The sequence below is a fragment of the Nostoc sp. JL23 genome, from assembly GCF_017115065.1.
In the GTDB taxonomy this organism is placed as follows: Bacteria; Cyanobacteriota; Cyanobacteriia; order Cyanobacteriales; family Nostocaceae; genus Nostoc; species Nostoc punctiforme_A.
In genome coordinates, this window is the sequence record NZ_JABXKN010000032.1 from 1 (window position 1) to 17,603 (window position 17,603).

Genomic DNA, 17,603 nt, shown 5'->3' on the forward strand with positions numbered 1-17,603 from the left:
ACGACCTATATTCATCAATTCACTATTTTGTTATTCTGTCAATGCGTAAGTCCTAGATACAAGGTTGGGTGAAGCAAAGCGCAACCCAACAAAGCTATAGAAAATGTTAGGTTTCGTTCCTCAAACGCCACTTGCTTCTCCCTTGGCGCTAGCCTCTCCCAAAAGCAGAAGGGGAGACGCGCTGCGCGGACAAGTCGGGAAACCGCAAGGGCGCAGTGGCTCCCCAACTTACACAACTTAAGGTTTTTGGCGCTAACCCAAGCGTATTGGCTTAAGTACAACATTTCATTAATAATTCGTAGCGAATTCTCTGCGCCCCGACCCTGCGGCAAGACGTTCGCGTAGCGTCTCGTAGAGAAGCGCATCTGTGTTTAAATTTCAACCCTCAATTCGCCACAATTTTACGCAAAGCTGTACTTAGCTAACTACAAAATTTACCAACTTTCCAGGCACTACAATTACCTTTTTAATCTCTTTGCCTTCGATGTAACGTTGGGCAATTTCTGATTCACGGGCATATTTCTCCAACGCTGCTTTATCTGCTTGTGCTGGTACTTGAATTGAGCCGCGAGTTTTACCCATAACTTGAATCACTAAAGTGATTTCATCAGCTACCAAAGCAACTGGGTCAAACGATGGCCAAGTTTGAGTATGAACTGAATCACTTTCACCCAATAAATGCCACAATTCATCAGCAATATGTGGTGCAAATGGTGCTAGTAAAACCACCAAAGTTCGAATACCTTCTGCGTAAATTGGTGAATTTTTGCCGTCGGCATCAGTTAAGGCATTACTCAACTTCATCAATTCTGAAATAGCCGTGTTGAATTGATATTCGTCTTCTACGTCTTCTGTCACAGCTTGAATCGCCGTGTGAATCGCCCGCCGCAATTCTTTTTCTGCCTTAGTTAAATCAGCGAGTTGGGCTTTTTTACGGGATACCCCAGCCGCAATATAATCTGTCACCAAACGCCAAACCCGATTTAAAAAGCGGAATTGTCCTTCCACATCGGCTTCATCCCATTCCAAATCTTTTTCTGGCGGCGCTTTGAACAAAATGAACATCCGCGCTGTATCTACACCATATTTGGAAATTACATCTTCTGGCGCTACACCGTTGCCCTTTGATTTAGACATGGTGGCATAGAGACGTTGCAACGGTTCACCTGTCTGGGGGTCGCGCGGGTCGGCTGAATTTACCAGATTAGAAGGAATCCATTTATCTTTACCACCCTTCTTAGGATTTAGGTAAGTTAAACCCTGCACCATACCTTGAGTTAACAGGCGTTGGAAAGGTTCGTCAAAATTTAACAAGCCTCTGTCCCGCAGAACCTTAGTAAAGAACCGCGAATACAACAAATGTAAAATCGCGTGTTCAATCCCACCCACATATTGGTCAACTGGCATCCAGTCGTTTATTTTACTAGAATCGAAAACTTGGTGTTCATTCTTAGCGTCAGGGAAACGCAAGTAATACCACGAGGAATCAATAAAAGTATCCATCGTGTCGGTTTCCCGCTTCGCTGGAGTGCCACAAGTTGGACAAGGTACATTTACCCAACTCTCTAACTGAGTCAAAGGTGAACCGCCACGTCCAGTAAATTCCACCTCTTCTGGTAACTGTACCGGCAAATCTCGATCGGGAACTGGTACTATCCCACAGTTAGGACAGTGAATTACAGGTATCGGTGCGCCCCAGTAACGTTGCCGCGAAATCAACCAATCCCGCAAGCGATATTGCACCCGCACTTTACCAAAACCTTGTTGTTCGGCGTATTCAATTATTGCTTGTTTAGCATCTGTGGAGGTCATACCAGTAAAAGCCCCAGAATTAATTAAAATTCCTGGTTCAGTGTATGCCTGGTTATATTCAATTTGGATGAGTTGTGTGACTTCATCAATGTCTGATGTTGGGGTTAAGTCAAAACCTTCAACATCATCTGGGGAAACAATGACAAAATCAACTGGCAAATCGTAATTTTTGGCAAACTTAAAATCCCGGACATCGTGTGCTGGTACACCCATCACCGCTCCAGTACCATACTCATACAGTACATAGTCAGCAATCCAAATCGGCACTTCTTCCCCTGTAAATGGGTTAATTGCCTTACCACCTGTGGGGATACCCCGCTTCGGTTTATCTTCAGAGGTACGTTCCAACTCACTTTGATGGGAAACCTCTTTAATAAAGGCTTCTACCGCTGCTTGTTGTTCTTTTGTGGTGACGCGCTTTGTTAAGGGATGTTCTGGTGCTAACACTAGGTAGCTGACACCATAAACGGTATCTGGACGTGTGGTGTACACGCCGATTTTTTCATCTATCCCAATGATGGGAAATTCCAAGTAAGCGCCTGTAGATTTGCCAATCCAGTTTGCCTGCATCGACTTGACGCGTTCCGGCCAACCTGTCAATTTATGTAAGTCATTGAGCAATTCTTCGGCGTAGTCGGTAATCTTGAAAAACCACTGGCGTAATAATTTGCGCTCAACTATTGCCCCACTCCGCCAAGAACGTCCTTCGTTATCAACTTGCTCATTTGCCAGTACAGTTTGATCGATCGGGTCCCAGTTTACAGCTGCTTCTTTTTGATAAGCTAACCCTGCTTGCAAAAACTGCAAGAAAATCCATTGTGTCCACTTGTAATAATCTGGTGAACAGGTAGCAAGTTCGCATTCCCAATCAATGGATAAACCAAGACGCTGCAATTGTTGCCGCATCTGAGCCATATTCTGATAAGTCCACTTTGCTGGCGGTACACCACGGTCAATGGCAGCGTTTTCTGCTGGCAAGCCAAAGGCATCCCAACCCATTGGGTGTATTACCCGATACCCTTGCATTCGCTTGAGGCGGGCAATCACATCGGTAATCGTATAATTACGGACGTGACCCATGTGTAGGCTGCCCGATGGATAAGGGAACATGGAAAGAGCGTAGAATTTTGGCTTATTGCTAACTGTCGGTGTCTTATCTAAGCCAAGTTCTACCCATGTTTTTTGCCATTTTTCCTCAATTGCTGCTGGGTTATATCGGGAATCCACCAAAAATTCTCCTACTGGGTCTACGTCTGCTTACTATGTCAACCTACCTATGTCAACATAGCAGATTAATCTAATATTGTAGGTCAACTACTCACAGATTTATATATATCAGTGCGGTTGAGGAGCAGCCTAATTATGCTCAAACTGCGACCCTTTCAGATATCGCAAGAATTATTTGATGAAGGTTTAGGGACTTTCAGTTAAAAAAACATCCCATCCTTGCGGGACACTCCGCGAAGGTAGGCGTACAAGGTCTTGCGCCCCTACAAATCTACAAATAATTTGGGATAATTTATTTTTTGGAAGTCCCTTAAATGGTTAAATCAAATATAAAGTTGTCTGATTTGGTGCGGGTTTTTGTCTACGGCACGCTCAAACCAGGTGAAGCTAACTATAAAAGATACTGTGCTGGCAAAGTCGTTGATGTCAAAATAGCTCTTGTACAAGGCAAATTATTTGCTCTGCCAATGGGCTACCCAGCGATGACGCTAGGGGATAGCCAAGTTTACGGATATTTACTTTCTTTTTCCCACCCAAAGATTTTAAATGAGCTAGATATGCTGGAAGATTACCAGCCCAATAGACAAACGCCAGAAAACCTCTATAATCGACAAATTATCGAGGTTTATGAGCCACAGTCGCTCTCTCTGGGTTGGGCTTGGGTTTATTTAATGACTTTAGAGCAAGTTGATCGATTAGGTGGCTTCCTCCAACCTGGGGGCTGGTGGAGCGGCTGTGGTATAACCCCAAAGTCCAGTTATCAACTGTAAGCTGTTAACTTTGCGATTAGTTTATGTCCTGTTTGGGGTCGTGTCCTTGCGGCTGTACCTGATAAATTGAATTTTCTGGAGAGGCTACTGCTGCTTTCGGAATTTCAATTACCGGGTTATTTAGCCCCACCATCAGCGGCGAAGGGGGAACTATAGACGCTGAGGACGTTTGTATAGGTTCTCTTTGTGGTCGTTGTGCCAGTTGCGGCACCATCGACCCACCACCTACTAAGCCAGATATTGCACCGATCGCACAAGCAGCAACGGCTGCACTCCCCACCATCCAGTTTAAACGGGAGCGGCGGCGCAAACGTGACAATACTTGCTGAACTGTTTCTTCTGGCAACTGTTGGGCTGCTGGCACTGGGAGCGTCCGCAAGCCTTGGCGCAGCTTTAACAGTCGGGCATACAAACATTGAACTGAGGCATCATTTGCTAGCCATTCTTCTACTTGCCTGCGTTCGGTGCCTGTGACTTCACCATCGAGGTAAGCACTTAATAACTCGAAGCGATCGCGCTTCACCATATCCATAAGACCCGTTGATTCATTGGTATGCTTGGCCATTCCATCTGACAAATCTTGAGGAAGTTGCAAAGGAGAACGGTCGTAAAACTGAGAATCAGTAGTCATCTTAACATTATTACCAATTCATACACGGGTAAACTGGGCGGGAATTTCGGGAAAATTAGGCAATTTTCCTCCTAAAGGCAGAAACAATCTACGTCTTTCTAGTAATTCTTAATCTATGCTTAAATTCTGCCATTGGGCAGAGGCAAGATACTGTAAATTAGGAAAATTAGGAGTCTAGATAATTCTGCAAGTGGGCTTGCAGCCTCGATCTAGCTCTGGCTATTCTGGACTTCACAGTTCCTAGAGAAACTCCAGTGATTTCGGCAATTTCTTCATAAGCCATGCCTTCGATTTCTCTGAGGACAATGGTAGTACGAAAAACTTCTGGTAAATCCGCGATCGCTTCCCGCAATTGCTCGTAAAATTCTCTAGTTGTCAGTTCTTCCTCTGGTCCTGGGGTATCGCCAGCGATTTCCCAATCCATCTCGCCGTCCTCTAAGGAACGGGGAGCATCCAGTGACAAAGGACTCATCACCCGCTTGCGTTTCCGTAACTCGTCGTAAAACAAGTTGGTGGCAATGCGGCTTAACCAGCCCCGAAATTTAGCAGGCTCTTGTAATCGGTTAATATTCCGATACACTCGAATCCAAACTTCTTGAGCCAAATCGGCTCTGTCAGCCCAATCTGGAGCCAGGTGGTATAGAACTCGATCGACTTGACTTTGATAGCGGCGTAATAGTTCTGCAAACGCAGCACGATCTGGTCGCAGTCCCGCTTGACAGCGCAAAATTAAATCGTGGTTAGGGAGTTTGTCAACTTGCACTGATGCTTCTGGATACTTTGCATCAACCGTTGACCAGGATACAGTAATCGATTGACTCATAGATCGTACTGGCTCTAAATCATCCCTATCTATTAGACCTGCTAATGAGACAGAAGTTCCATGCTCAGGTGACGGATTTATGACTGGAACACTGAAGCAGACAATTTTGGATACATTTATAGCAATAAGCAGAGCCACTTTTCCTTATACTGCTCCCATAGTTGCCCAAGACCCATCAACTAACAAAGGCGCAACACGATACACATTTGAGTACTTTTAGCAACTGGGTATATACGCTTGATAAAAATAATTAAATTTGGCTATAAAAATGAAGATAAAATTTTGTAATTCTAACTTCTTAATACCTTTAAAATTCGGGTAATAATTTTTGGAAGTTAGGTTGCTGTGATTGCTAAGATGGTGATTTAATTTTTTGATTTCGTTACCAGAATAGTTGCTGATTGTTCTGATTGTGGTCCGAAGGCAGTACTAGAATTATGTTGCTCTGGTACGCGAACTTGAAAAAAGAAATTGAGGGAAAATGTAATTGTTACCGCTAGCAATAGTTTTTCAAACATGGTTTTTCATCCACCTACACCATTAATGATTGATTGCTACATTTCAAGAGTTCCACTAAAAAGTCCGAGGAGAGGCTTACGACCCTCAGAACTTTTGAGGAATAAGGTTGCTCACTTGGAATTTTGCCGCTGGGACAATTTATATAGTCTTAGTTTGCCCAGAGGTGTTGGCAGATTTACAGCGGAAATGATAAGTATTGATAAATTTTTGATAATAGGATGATGAACTCATCCAATTGCTCGGCTGGATATGTCAGGGATAAACAATAGGCGATGGCAATGGTAAGAAACGAATCTGTAGGGCGTATGGTAATGCTGCTTTGTTTTGGCACAGCATTTTTATCCTTAGCTGTCCATTGGCGCATTAGTACGGCGGAACGGCAGTATGAGAAGTCTGCATCTACTTCGATGCGACGAGATTCTACCCGAACCAATCTTAAGGGAAGCCGGACAGAGGGAGTCTACAAGAATCTTTCCCAAGTGAGTTTGGGGGAAATTGCGCTGGGTGGATCTGTGCCACCTGATGAAGTTACCCAAGGCTCGACTGCACAGAGGACGTTAACACCAAAGTCCTCTGCTATTAAATCTAAAACTAAATCAAAAATAATTAAGAAGAATCTAGCTAAAACAACTACTCTTAGGGCTTCTACACTCAAGCCTTCTACCATTAAGTCGCAAATAATTAAGAAGAATCTAGCGAAACCAACTATTCGTAGGGCTTCTAAACTCAAGCCTGCTACCATTAAGCCTCAAACTAAGGCCCAAATTATTAAGAATAATGTAGCTAAAGCCAGCGACCTACCAACTCAAACGCAGTTGGTGGCGCAAGTAGAAAAACAAAAACCAGTTGCAGATAGTTGGCCAAAAGGTTTGTGGTCTCAGGCTTCAGCCCAACAAGTACCATCTAGTAGGCTAGCAAATGTCAAGACGCAAGTGGTGGTTGATTTAAGCGATCGCCGCACTTATGTATATGCAGGAGATGAGGTGATAGCCAGCTACCCGATTGCTGTCGGTAAGAAAGGTTGGGAAACGCCCACAGGTTCTTTCCAGGTGATCCACATGAGACACTATCCAATCTGGCGTCACCCGATTACTGGTAAAGTATTTCAGGCTGGTACGGATAGTCCCTTGGGAGATAGATGGATTGGTTTTTGGTCAGATGGACGGAATGAAATTGGCTTTCATGGCACACCGGATATTGACCTGGTAGGAACGGCTGTATCCCACGGTTGCCTGAGAATGCGTAATTCTGATGTCCGATTGTTATATGAGCAAGTGAGTTTAGGGACAAAAGTGTTAGTACGTGATTAATTAATTAAGAATCATTAGTCCTTTGTCCTTTGTCTAAAACAAATGACTAATGACTCTTAAAATTATAATTTTTGCTCAAAGTTAGGTGCGTATGTTTGGAGTAAAGCACTAACTTGGCGTACAACCTCATTACCAGTATTTTTACCCAAGGCTTGCCGTTCTGGGAAGAAATCGGGTCGATCGAGGTAACGGTTAATCGCCTCACTTATTTGTTGAGAAATTAAGTCTTGCAGTTGTGCCTGAGCCGTTTGCCGCTGGAAGTTAGCACCCTCTTCTGTAGTAGCATACAAAGGTGGTAGCCGATTGAGGGCGTAAGCAGCAATATCCCCGACATCTAAAGAACTTTCGCTGGTGGCTTCAATTTCTGCGACTCGTGCGATCGCTTCTGTCAGCACCAATTCTTCCATAACGTTAATGAATTGTTTGCGCGGTACCGCCACTACCTCACCAGTCAATAGCGCACCCATCAGCCGATCCAACGCCATATACTCTTCGATTGAGAGTTCCGAGGCGTTATCACAGATTCTACCGACTTCTGCTTCCATTGCTGGTGTCAAATAACCATCCTGGAGAGCTTGTTCTACAATTTTTTCGATACTCATAACGCTTATCATCATTTATGTTGGCCAAGCAAGGTAGGGACGGTATCAATCCAATTTATTTTGCCTAATTCTCAGCAAAAAATACACAAATTGTGCAAAGACAGGATCAATTCTGCCTCTACTAGTTAACGACCTTAGTTCGCCAAGGTGTTGGATCAACAGATTGTCCGTTGACATACAGACCCCAATGTAAATGTGGCCCCGTGGCTGCACCTGTTGAACCTACTGCACCAATTAGTTGACCAGCTTTTACAAAATCACCTTCTTTAACGTTAATACGACTCAGGTGCATGAAAATACTGGTTACTCCTTGACCGTGGTCAATGCCAACTACGTTGCCGTGTATCCGAAACCCTTGGGATACCCTACCTACCAAAGCAACTCGCCCAGAGGCTGGGGCAATTACCGGTGAACCGGCAGCACCAGCGTAGTCAAGACCACGATGATAGTAGTCCTTTGCAAATGTACCATTATAGTAGCGACGTACACCATAGTTTGTACTCATCCGCCCTGCATTTGGCTTCAGGAATACTCCATTCCAATACTTTTCTGGTGTTTGTAGCGCCTTAAAAGCTGCCACACGCTTCAGCTCATACTCTGTGGCATCCACTCCAGCTTTGCCAGGTGGCAAAGTAATGCGTTGTACGGGGAATTTGCGATTCAGCACATTCACTGCCAAGTTTTGCACTTGACTATCCCCTGCAACCCGAAGTGTTCTAGTTCCAGCTTTTTCTAATGGAGTTGTGGGAACAAAAGCCCGATACTGATTGGGCGCAATTTCAAAGGCTGGGTATGTATTCTTGCCACTGGCTACGGTTGGATTTGTACCATTCTCTGGATTATCTAAATTAATCTCCACCGAGAGTGTATCCCCTAATTTCGGATTCGTTGGAGTCACCTTTACTTGCAAAGCATCTACAGGCAATGCCAAGGCGATCGGGAGAACAGCAAATATTCCCTTTAACAGATTTATTCCACGGCAATTGGCTGTCAAAGTTTTGACATCAAAACCGAGCAACTTTTTGTTTGAACTACTAGTGCTATTCTCAATAATCATAGAATTACAAAAAAACCCTTGCTTGTATTGGAAAATAGATTAGCTTATTATCGCTAGTGTTTCCTGTTTGAAGCCGATAACCATAAATTTTCGGAAATTCTCCAGGTAGTTATGGATTGCAAGGGCAAATCATTTTATCTGTAATTTTAGGAAATTGGTCTTAATTTTAATAATCAAGGTGTATGACATTGACAATGAGCATAAAATTTAACTTTCATTACATAAATAATACTTGAATAAAATCTTGGAATCAACTGGACACTAATATCACATTGTTAGGTTGAAATCGGTATGGGGAAATTACTTAAACTAAGTAAGTAACTCAGTGAGGGTAAATTAAACTATAGGACTAGTCATAAATATTTTCAAATTTGCTGATCATAGGGCTTTATTTGCCGAAAAACTATGATAATAAGGCAGAATCACGTTTCTGCCACGCCAAAATTAAGATTTACTTTATAAATCAACTCTGAATGAGAGAATACGCTAATTAACTTTAGGCTGATAGTATTACTTTGGACTTGAGTTTGCCATCTTCCATTTGAACGATGCAATCGGCAATGTCTAGGATGCGGTTGTCATGAGTAACCATCAAGATGGTACAGCCCTGTTCTTTTGCTAGTTTTTGCATGAGATTAACTACATCTCGTCCCGATTGACTGTCAAGGGCGGCGGTGGGTTCATCCGCGAGGATTATTTGAGGATGACTGACTAAAGCACGAGCGATCGCTACTCTTTGTTTTTGTCCTCCAGACAGCTTATCAGGGTAATAATGCAAATGATTTCCTAATCCTACTTGCTCTAACATTTGGGCTGATCTAGCTCGCATCTTTTTTAACCCAAGATGTTTGTGTAATTCTAAAGCCATTTTGACGTTTTGGAGTGCCGTTAAACTACCATGTAAGTTATGTGCTTGGAAAATATAACCATTGCGGCGTCGCGATTGCACTAGTTGTTCAGCGCTCGCACCACAAAGTTCTCGTCCCAACACTCGCAAACTACCAGATTGCGCAGAACGCAACCCACCCACTAAGGTCAGTAAGGTAGTCTTTCCAGAACCAGAAGGCCCAGTCATAATAATAATTTCACCAGCATTAATCTCTAAGTTGATATTACATAAAACTTGCTTGCGGAGTGAGCCGTAACCAAAGTGGTGGTCGAGATTCTGGATGGAAATGACGGGTTTGCTAGTCATAAGTAGGTCGATTACTCGTGATGACTGTCATTTGTCTTTGATCATTAGTCATTTGTTACTACAAAGGACTAATGACTAAGGACAAATGACAATTTTTAGAACATATCAGCGGGGTCGGTGGCTTGGAGTTTGCGGGTGGCGATCGCACCGGAAATTGTACACATAATGATAGTCAGTACTAATACCTGCAATGCCCGAATCGCAGTCATGTACATGGGCAAATTTGTAGCACTGCGAGTCAGTTGATAAAGCACTAAGGACACTCCCAATCCGGGGAAGAAACCCAGTGCTGCTAATATCAACGATTCTTCAAGCACCACACCTAGCAGGTAGTAATTGCGATATCCCATTGCTTTGAAGGTGGCATATTCTCGAACGTGGGCATTAACATCGTTAGAGAGAACTTGATAAACGATGATCACGCCTACCACAAATCCCATCGATACACCTAGACTGAAAATAAAGCCGATTGGGGAATTTGTTCTCCAAAAGTTATTCTCAAATTCAATAAATTCGGCGTGGGTTAATACTCTGACATCATCTCTGAGGTAGGCTTTGAGCATTGCTGCTACTTTTTTCGGTTCATAGCCTGGTTTCAGAAGAATCAAACCTAGACTGACACTGCTCGACTGTCGCCCAGAAAATAGCCGCAAAAAATTTTGATCGCTGGTAATCAGGTTGCCATCAAAGCCAAAGGAAGCCCCGACTTGGAATAAGCCACTAATGGTAATTGTGCGCCGTTCTATTTCAGTAGTCAGGGTTTTACCTTGGTCAATTTGAGCGATCGCTTTTTGATAATCTCCTCTTGCACCACGGTCAAACAAGACGGTATCCGGCATTTTGATCGCTTGCAGTTGCTGGTTAACATCTGGTAAGTCAAAAGCTGGCTTGTCTGGGTTAAAGCCGATAACTAACACCCCAGTCTCACGGTGTGTTTGGGGATTCTTCCAGATTGTGTTATTGAAATACATTGGTTCTGCTGACTTCACCCCTGGTATATCCATTGCTTGGTAAAGTCGCCGCCGAGAAAATGTAGACAAGCTTGGCAAGTTACGGGCTTGAGGGCTGGTTAAAACAATGTCTGCTTGCAAACTGCGATGTAGTCTGGTGTTACTGTCATACAGCGCAGTCTGAAAACCTAGCTGCATGAACATCAAAAGATCAGCAAACGCAATGCCTGATAATGCCACTAAAAGACGGCTTTTTTCATGATTCAGTTGCAGCCATCCTAGAGGGGTTCGCCGTTGCAGTTGTTCGAGCAATCCCATAATTAGGTACTGGAGGTTGGGGACTAGGGATTGGGGAGTGGGGACAAGGGGGACATGGAAAATAACCAATTTCCAATGCCCCATGCCCAATGCCCTTTTCACAATTCAATTACTGCCTTAACTTGCATATTGGTTAAGGTGGCGGCTTTTTGGCTGGAGGCTTCATCTAGTCGGATGTGGACTTCTACTACTCTGTTGTCGATATTGCTGACGGGATCTGTGTTAATGACATTCTGTCGTCGCACTTGTAAGCCTTTGCGATCTACGATTCCCTGCAATTCAATCGGGAGGTTATCACCAAAGATTCGCACTTGCTGCCCTGAATGTACTTTGCCGATATCACTTTCGTAGACTTCGGCGATGACATACATCTGGCTGGTTTGTCCAATATCTGCAATGCCATCATTTGATACTAATTCTCCAGGATGGGTATGGATCTCAAATACCTGTCCATTTTGGGGCGATCGCACCTCAGCCTGTTCGAGATTGACTTTTGCCAGATTCATGGCTGCTACAGCACGATTAATTTCTGCTTGGGCAGCTTCTACATCCACTCCTCGCACTTCAGCGATTTCATCGAGTGTTGCTGTAGCTTCTTTGACCTGTTGTTGGCTGGTTGATTGGGTACGATTTAACTGGGCTTGGGCTTCTTGCAAGCTTTTTTGGGCGGTTTCCAAGTTTAAACGCTTACTATCCCGTTGAGAAGCGGAAATTGCGCCTTGTTGATATAGTTGCTGATAACGTTCGTCTTCTGCTTGGGCGTTACGCACTTCGGCTTGAAATCGCTCAATTGTCGCCGCTTGGGCATTAATATCACCTTGGCGTTCGGCTTCTAGACGAGCGATCGCAGCTTTTTGGGCGGCAATTTCACCGCGTTTAGCACCTGCTTTGGTGCGGTTTAGGTTGGCCTGGGCTACTTTTACCTGTTCTTGTGCCTCTTTTAAAGCTGCTTGGAGGCGATCGCGGCTGTTCAAAATTGCAATTATTTGTCCCGCCTTTACCCTATCTCCCTCCTTCACCAACAACTTTTCTACCCGACTTCCTTCCGCAGACACCGCAGCTGAGAGTTTAATTACCTTTCCCTGTGGTTCGAGTCGTCCTAAAGCCGTTACCGTTGTTAACTGTGGTAATTGTGTTGCTGGTACTTGTGCCTCTGGATTTGCATAATTTTGCCAGTGTTTTACTATATAAAAACTTATTCCACCAACCAATAAAGATGCAATTATACCTATAGCAACGGATGGACGCAGAATAGACTTAGGGAACTTTCTGTACCCTAGCTTTGAGTTTCGCACCATAGATTACCTCTTAACTAGTGGCGCAGAAAAAAGAACAGATTAGGCTTTTCTCCGTACTTGTTTGCTAATTCTTACTTCTTGAGTCAGTTATTGTTGATTTATCACTTCTAAGTCCATAAAATAATTTGGAAATTTTTGAGATTTTACTTAGATAAAGTGATTTAGCTGGCTAGGATAACAACGAATATCTCTACCAAATTATAGGTTTATGTTTTTAGCAAACTACTTTTGTTTTATGAAAGTACTCAGGTATAGTAAACGGTTTTAAAATTCCGGGTTGTAACAGCGCCAACAATCATAATCAAATTAAGTAAATAACAAAAAATATTTGGTGTGATTGCGATCGGTGGAAATTTATATCAAATTTTGATGATTATTGCTTTTCCTAATCATATTAGGTAGATCGTATTCCCCTCTTCGCTTGCGGGGTGGGGTTCTTATACCTCACAAGAGCCGAGAACCGCTATAATCCCATTCAAAGATAAAACCTTAACCAAACTGGATTGAGACACCTGTGGCTTGCAATTCTCACAAATCAAATAGGATTGCTGTATTAAGTCGGCTTGCTATTGGGAATTATAAAGATAGGAATACAAAACTTTCACAATAGTTTTGACGTATTCCTTTTATAGTATAAATGTACTATTAATTTTAGTTGTACAGCCATGCAGCCTCTTCAGCCCGTTAGCGGATCGGATTTGCAAAGATTTTTGTCAGCACCAGAGGAGTTATTGCAACAGTCAGTAGCGTTGCAATTAGCCGTTGCTAATTTCCACCAGACACCACGAAGTCTTTTAGAGGTTCTAGTTAATAGTACTGATGAGCAGGTAGTAGAAGCAGCGAGTTTGCACGTAAACTTTGCAGGAGAAATAACAGACGGGTGGCAGCAAACAGTTGATGAAATCCTGCAACAGCGTCAGCTAGGGCAAAACGACCGATTGGCGGTAGAACTACTCAAAATCGGGACTGTACCTCCTTGCTTCCTCAGCGAATGGGTTCCCTCTGAGCCACTAATTCAAGGATTGCGAAATCCCCAAATGCCGTTGCGTTATCGGTTGTAATTATTACACCGACTATCACAGGAACCAACTTTAGAACCAAGGTTACAGGTAGCAGAGTCGCCAGAAACGCCGTCAGCAGTGTTGGAACAGTTAGCGGGTGATTTAGAATTACCAGTGCGGTTGGCGGTGAAGTTTAATCCCAGTTGTGCACCACCATTAATTGAACTAGTGGAAGGACAGTATGCCGTTGCATCTGACTGGAATACCGATAGCGAACAATTAGCGATGTTGGGGCAGAGTCGCTGGGCGTGGGTGCGGTTGGCTGTGGCGCAAAATCCCTCAGCGACAGCAGAGACGCTGATGCAGTTGGCTGAGGATGCGGTGTACAAAATTCAGTTAGCGGTAGCGAATAATCCAGAAACACCTGCACTGACACTGATGCAGTTGGCTGGGGATGCAGTATATGCAATTCAATTAGCGGTAGCGAAGAATCCTTTCACTCCAACAGAAGCACTCAATTTGCTTGCAAACCATACTGATAACGAAATTCAAACGGCTCTAGCAAAACATCCGAAGACTTCAGAGCAAGCATTATTAAAACTATATCCCAAACACAAACGTACAATTATTACTCAAAGGAAAAATTTACCCCTAAGTATTATAGAGCAACTGGTACGCGATCGCAGTGAAAAAAATTTTTACTATTACGTTAATTCGGTAATCAATCAGCCAAACATATCAGGAGAAATTCTCGAACTTTTAGTAAATGATTCATTAGAGTCAATGCGAATTAATATTGTTAAACATCCACAAGTATTAGGAACTACACTCAAGCAATTGGCTCAAGATTCAAGCTTTCAAGTACGGGAAGCAGTTCTCAGCAATCCGAAAACACCGAAAGCTATCAAAAAGCGTGTATTAGCAACAAAGTCAACTGACCATGTTTATCATATTTCATCAGGATCTAGACCACAAGATAAACAGCAAAGCTTAGAGCAACAAAGCCGAGATCCAAACACATCACCTAACACCTTGGCAGAACTGGCAAAATCATCATATAGCATCATCCGTTGTTATGTAGCGAAAAATCCCTCGATCCCTGCGGAAGTTTTGATTGAGCTAGTGAAAGATAGTGACATACAAGTACGGAAATGCGCGTTGATAAATATCAACTTACCTTACTTAGATGAACATCAACAAATGCTGATAGCAAAAGAATACAAACAAATTATTTTGGGATATTACCGTTTGCTTTTAGCTCAATCAGAAGCAGAAGAAACTGCAAACGCAAACGAACTAATAGCACGTCGTCCCGACAGTCCTCATGCTTTAGCGCAGGTTGTGCAAAAGGGAGATCAAAAAGCTAAATTGATCGCAGCACGTAGTAATAAAACTCCGATTCAAGTCTTGGAACAACTGGCAAAAGATGCAGATGACACTGTGCGTCAAGTTGTTTTACAAAATGCCAATTTACCACTCCAAAGTTTGCTAGAACTGGCGCGAGATAAAAGCTTGAATGTGCGTTTATGGCTTCTCCATAAATCATCTCATAACAAAATACCAACCCCTATTCAACTATTAGAAATACTAGCGCAAGATCAATCTGAGCAAGTCAGAGCCAAAGTTGCAGAACATCCCGATTCATCTATTGAAATTCTGACGCGGTTAGCCAACGATACCAGCCGTGAAGTCAAAATGAAACTGACTGCTAACCCCAATACTCCTGTCACAATACTCACTCGCTTGGGCTTAGAAGAAAATCTCGTAAATCAAAGTAACCCTAATACACCAGGAATTGTGCTTGCTCAGGCGGTTAAAAGCATGAGTAGCAAAAATCTTGCTGATTTTATTAAACATCCTGTCAAAGGTTCACAAATGCCTGCTGAAACTTTGTCACAGTTAGCAAGTCACACCGATAGTTCAGTGCGTTATCGAGTCGCATCTCACCACACCAGCTACCGTTTTAAGACAGTTAGCTAGAGACTCTTATGTAGCTACAGTTCGTGCTGTCGCCAGTAATGCTAATACATTTCCTGAAACTTTAGAAGTGCTAGCTAATCACCCAGATTTTACAACTCGTTTGGAAGTTGTTCGCAATCCCAACACACCGCCTCGCGCACTTGCTCAAATTGTTCTGAGTATCCAAAATTCAGGAAATACGCCAAATCAAACAGTAGATATGCTCAAAAGTGCATTTCCGGGCGATCATAATGATGTGCTGCGTTCAATAGCTGGTAATCCTCGCACACCTATAGAAGCACTGGAGATTTTAGCAAGAAGAGAATTTATTAGTGCAACACCCGATCCTCGCTCGTTTATTCCACCTACAACTGATGATAGTATAGTGCGATCGCTTGCGTACAACCCCAGCTTAACACCGCAATTGCTGGGTATTCTTGTCCAAGATCCTTGTGTTGAAGTGCGTGTTTGTTTAGTTCGGCATCCCAATTTGACAGAGGCGTTGTGGTTACAGTTAGCAGAAGACACGGAAATATCCGTGCGTGAAGCTGTTGCTACAATCAACGCACCTGTAAGCGTTTTGGAATTATTGGCGCAGGATGAACAAGTAGAGGTACGAATCAAAGTAGCGACTAACCCCAATACACCAATTAGTGTTTTACAAGTTCTCGCAGGTGACGAAAACTCCAGTATCCGCACTGCTGCGGCTAGCAATTCTAACCTACCTGAAACAATACTGACACAACTGGCAAACGATGAAAAAGTCGAAGTCCGCCGCGCAGTTGCTCAAAATCCTAACACCCCTGCACCCATCCGCGAAACCCTCCACGATTTGATTGTACAACCCACCACCCGCCAAACTAGTTCTACGTTGCGCGGACTCAACCGCCTCTACAACCCCAGCACTGATGATTTAGTAAGCATACTTGCAGAATACGCGAGTTCAGAAAATGCCTTTGTGCGGTTTGTGACACTCCTCCACCCGCTAACTCCCCATGAAGTGCTGACTCAAGCAGCGCAGTCTGCATCCTGGCTGGAACGCTACGCCGTTGCTGATAATTCTGGAACTCCTATCGAATTACGCCAACAACTTGCTCAAGATAGCAACCGAATTGTCCGCGTAGCCGCTAGAGTTTAGTTGAGAATAATTCAGGATGTTGCAGACGGCATACACTGATTTCACACTTGCCAAAGTCGCAAATTTATCAATCACATAACTGTAATTAAATTACACCTAATATACTATGCACACTGAAACAGAACAAATTTTTGGAACCTTACAAGTTATTATCGGAGAAAAATTAGGTTTTGATTTACCAGATGGGCAAGATGCCGGATATACATCTCCATTTGTTTGGGATGCTTCTGAGAATGGAGAGTTTAATATACTCAATCTCAGTCAATATAAAGGCTGGCTAAAGTTGACAGATGCTGATGTCACAATTAGAAGTTGGCAGCAACTGGAATATTTGGAATATTTTCCTAATTTTGATTACAATACCGATGTTTGGAAGATAATAACAACTCAACTTCAATCATTATCTGATGTTTTGAAAAACAATTCACAAGTATTAGAATCTTTTTCCTGGAAGAATTACTCGGATCGGACAGCTATTACTTCACCTGGCATTATCGTTGCGGAACTAGAGGAGGAAAAATGGATATGTGTCTGTCCAACTGTTTATAAAGAAACCGAGATTCCAGAAGAAGTAATTTCTCGTTCTCCTTTAGTCAAAGAAACATGTGTTGAACCCTTCACTGAAACTACATTAAATTTAATATCAAAAATTGAAAAAATTACTACCGAGCTAGGAAAAATTCATTTGGCAGGAGATTTTGGTGGCGGGTATTACTACACCTTTGATCATGAAATTGTTTATGCTGTCGCTGAAACCAAGGAAAACTTAGCCAGTTTATGAACCAGTGTTTAGCTAATTGTACTTATTACAGTATCAGTTTTTGGGATGTTGGCTACACCTACGAGGTCAGACAAACCCCAGCAGGAGATTGGATAGGGGTGCGTTCAACGAGCGAATTTGACTACAATCCTTAGAAAGAGTAGCAAAAACCTAATGTCTAAAAAGTCTGATTCGCAGTTCCAAAATCTCTTTACTTCACAAATTTGATTTGT

The 17,603-nt window shown here is 43.0% G+C and carries 15 protein-coding genes; 7 read left to right on the forward strand and 8 right to left on the reverse strand.

The genetic code is table 11. The features are described from left to right. Positions 1–417: 417 nt before the first annotated feature. Complete coding sequence (leuS, locus tag HWQ42_RS04630) at positions 418–3,039, reverse strand: leucine--tRNA ligase (RefSeq protein ID WP_292809740.1); 2,622 nt, start codon at positions 3,037–3,039, stop codon at positions 418–420. A 314-nt stretch (positions 3,040–3,353) separates the two neighbouring features. Between leuS and HWQ42_RS04635 the strand changes: the two genes are divergently transcribed. Beyond that, positions 3,354–3,809, forward strand: a complete 456-nt coding sequence (locus tag HWQ42_RS04635; RefSeq protein WP_292809742.1) for a gamma-glutamylcyclotransferase — start codon at positions 3,354–3,356, stop codon at positions 3,807–3,809. A gap of 16 nt (positions 3,810–3,825) precedes the next feature. Here the strand turns inward: HWQ42_RS04635 and HWQ42_RS04640 are convergent, their stop codons facing one another. Beyond that, positions 3,826–4,440, reverse strand: a complete 615-nt coding sequence (locus HWQ42_RS04640; RefSeq protein ID WP_292809744.1) for an anti-sigma factor — start codon at positions 4,438–4,440, stop codon at positions 3,826–3,828. A gap of 166 nt (positions 4,441–4,606) precedes the next feature. After that, a complete protein-coding gene (locus tag HWQ42_RS04645; RefSeq protein WP_099101330.1) occupies positions 4,607–5,263 on the reverse strand; it encodes a sigma-70 family RNA polymerase sigma factor in 657 nt (218 codons plus the stop codon). A 797-nt stretch (positions 5,264–6,060) separates the two neighbouring features. On the opposite strand from HWQ42_RS04645, the gene HWQ42_RS04650 reads away from it, so the two are divergent. After that, the gene (locus HWQ42_RS04650) at positions 6,061–7,092 is read left to right on the forward strand and encodes a L,D-transpeptidase (RefSeq protein WP_292809746.1); all 1,032 of its coding nucleotides are present in this window, start codon (positions 6,061–6,063) and stop codon (positions 7,090–7,092) included. 62 nt (positions 7,093–7,154) lie between these two features. On the opposite strand, the gene HWQ42_RS04655 is transcribed toward HWQ42_RS04650, so the two are convergent. From HWQ42_RS04655 to HWQ42_RS04675, 5 genes are all read right to left on the reverse strand, one after another. Beyond that, on the reverse strand, positions 7,155–7,694 hold the full coding sequence (locus HWQ42_RS04655; RefSeq protein WP_094352554.1) for a late competence development ComFB family protein: 540 nt from the start codon (positions 7,692–7,694) through the stop codon (positions 7,155–7,157). 121 nt (positions 7,695–7,815) lie between these two features. Further along, positions 7,816–8,751, reverse strand: a complete 936-nt coding sequence (locus HWQ42_RS04660; protein WP_292809748.1) for a M23 family metallopeptidase — start codon at positions 8,749–8,751, stop codon at positions 7,816–7,818. A 496-nt stretch (positions 8,752–9,247) separates the two neighbouring features. Continuing rightward, positions 9,248–9,946: a DevA family ABC transporter ATP-binding protein gene (locus HWQ42_RS04665; RefSeq protein ID WP_292809750.1), complete on the reverse strand. Its 699-nt coding sequence runs from the start codon at positions 9,944–9,946 to the stop codon at positions 9,248–9,250. Between the two features lie 95 nt (positions 9,947–10,041). Next, positions 10,042–11,214, reverse strand: a complete 1,173-nt coding sequence (devC, locus tag HWQ42_RS04670; protein ID WP_292809845.1) for an ABC transporter permease DevC — start codon at positions 11,212–11,214, stop codon at positions 10,042–10,044. Between the two features lie 98 nt (positions 11,215–11,312). Continuing rightward, positions 11,313–12,512, reverse strand: coding sequence for an ABC exporter membrane fusion protein (locus HWQ42_RS04675; protein WP_292809752.1), 1,200 nt, complete (start codon positions 12,510–12,512; stop codon positions 11,313–11,315). Positions 12,513–13,177: 665 nt separating this feature from the next. On the opposite strand from HWQ42_RS04675, the gene HWQ42_RS04680 reads away from it, so the two are divergent. The 5 genes from HWQ42_RS04680 to HWQ42_RS04700 all read left to right on the forward strand — a co-directional run bounded on the left by HWQ42_RS04680 (position 13,178) and on the right by HWQ42_RS04700 (position 17,525). Next, complete coding sequence (locus tag HWQ42_RS04680; RefSeq protein ID WP_292809754.1) at positions 13,178–13,573, forward strand: hypothetical protein; 396 nt, start codon at positions 13,178–13,180, stop codon at positions 13,571–13,573. A gap of 78 nt (positions 13,574–13,651) precedes the next feature. Then, entirely contained in the window at positions 13,652–15,493 is a 1,842-nt protein-coding gene (locus tag HWQ42_RS04685; protein ID WP_292809756.1) for a hypothetical protein, read from the forward strand. Positions 15,494–15,560: 67 nt separating this feature from the next. After that, on the forward strand, positions 15,561–16,610 hold the full coding sequence (locus tag HWQ42_RS04690) for a HEAT repeat domain-containing protein (protein WP_292809758.1): 1,050 nt from the start codon (positions 15,561–15,563) through the stop codon (positions 16,608–16,610). Positions 16,611–16,716: 106 nt separating this feature from the next. Beyond that, entirely contained in the window at positions 16,717–17,391 is a 675-nt protein-coding gene (locus HWQ42_RS04695; RefSeq protein ID WP_292809760.1) for a hypothetical protein, read from the forward strand. After that, positions 17,388–17,525, forward strand: coding sequence for a hypothetical protein (locus HWQ42_RS04700; protein ID WP_292809762.1), 138 nt, complete (start codon positions 17,388–17,390; stop codon positions 17,523–17,525). Before HWQ42_RS04695 ends, HWQ42_RS04700 begins: the two co-directional genes overlap by 4 nt. The last annotated feature ends 78 nt before the right edge of the window (positions 17,526–17,603 follow it).

What these genes read in the sequence shown, in the direction of transcription:
- HWQ42_RS04660 (WP_292809748.1), bottom strand. Translation starts at nt 8,751, where the DNA reads ATGATTATTGAGAATAGCACTAGTAGTTCAAACAAAAAGTTGCTCGGT.
- HWQ42_RS04650 (WP_292809746.1), top strand. Translation starts at nt 6,061, where the DNA reads ATGGTAAGAAACGAATCTGTAGGGCGTATGGTAATGCTGCTTTGTTTT.
- devC (WP_292809845.1), bottom strand. Translation starts at nt 11,214, where the DNA reads ATGGGATTGCTCGAACAACTGCAACGGCGAACCCCTCTAGGATGGCTG.
- HWQ42_RS04675 (WP_292809752.1), bottom strand. Translation starts at nt 12,512, where the DNA reads ATGGTGCGAAACTCAAAGCTAGGGTACAGAAAGTTCCCTAAGTCTATT.
- HWQ42_RS04655 (WP_094352554.1), bottom strand. Translation starts at nt 7,694, where the DNA reads ATGAGTATCGAAAAAATTGTAGAACAAGCTCTCCAGGATGGTTATTTG.
- HWQ42_RS04700 (WP_292809762.1), top strand. Translation starts at nt 17,388, where the DNA reads ATGAACCAGTGTTTAGCTAATTGTACTTATTACAGTATCAGTTTTTGG.
- HWQ42_RS04645 (WP_099101330.1), bottom strand. Translation starts at nt 5,263, where the DNA reads ATGAGTCAATCGATTACTGTATCCTGGTCAACGGTTGATGCAAAGTAT.
- HWQ42_RS04665 (WP_292809750.1), bottom strand. Translation starts at nt 9,946, where the DNA reads ATGACTAGCAAACCCGTCATTTCCATCCAGAATCTCGACCACCACTTT.
- HWQ42_RS04640 (WP_292809744.1), bottom strand. Translation starts at nt 4,440, where the DNA reads ATGACTACTGATTCTCAGTTTTACGACCGTTCTCCTTTGCAACTTCCT.
- HWQ42_RS04695 (WP_292809760.1), top strand. Translation starts at nt 16,717, where the DNA reads ATGCACACTGAAACAGAACAAATTTTTGGAACCTTACAAGTTATTATC.
- HWQ42_RS04635 (WP_292809742.1), top strand. Translation starts at nt 3,354, where the DNA reads ATGGTTAAATCAAATATAAAGTTGTCTGATTTGGTGCGGGTTTTTGTC.
- HWQ42_RS04680 (WP_292809754.1), top strand. Translation starts at nt 13,178, where the DNA reads ATGCAGCCTCTTCAGCCCGTTAGCGGATCGGATTTGCAAAGATTTTTG.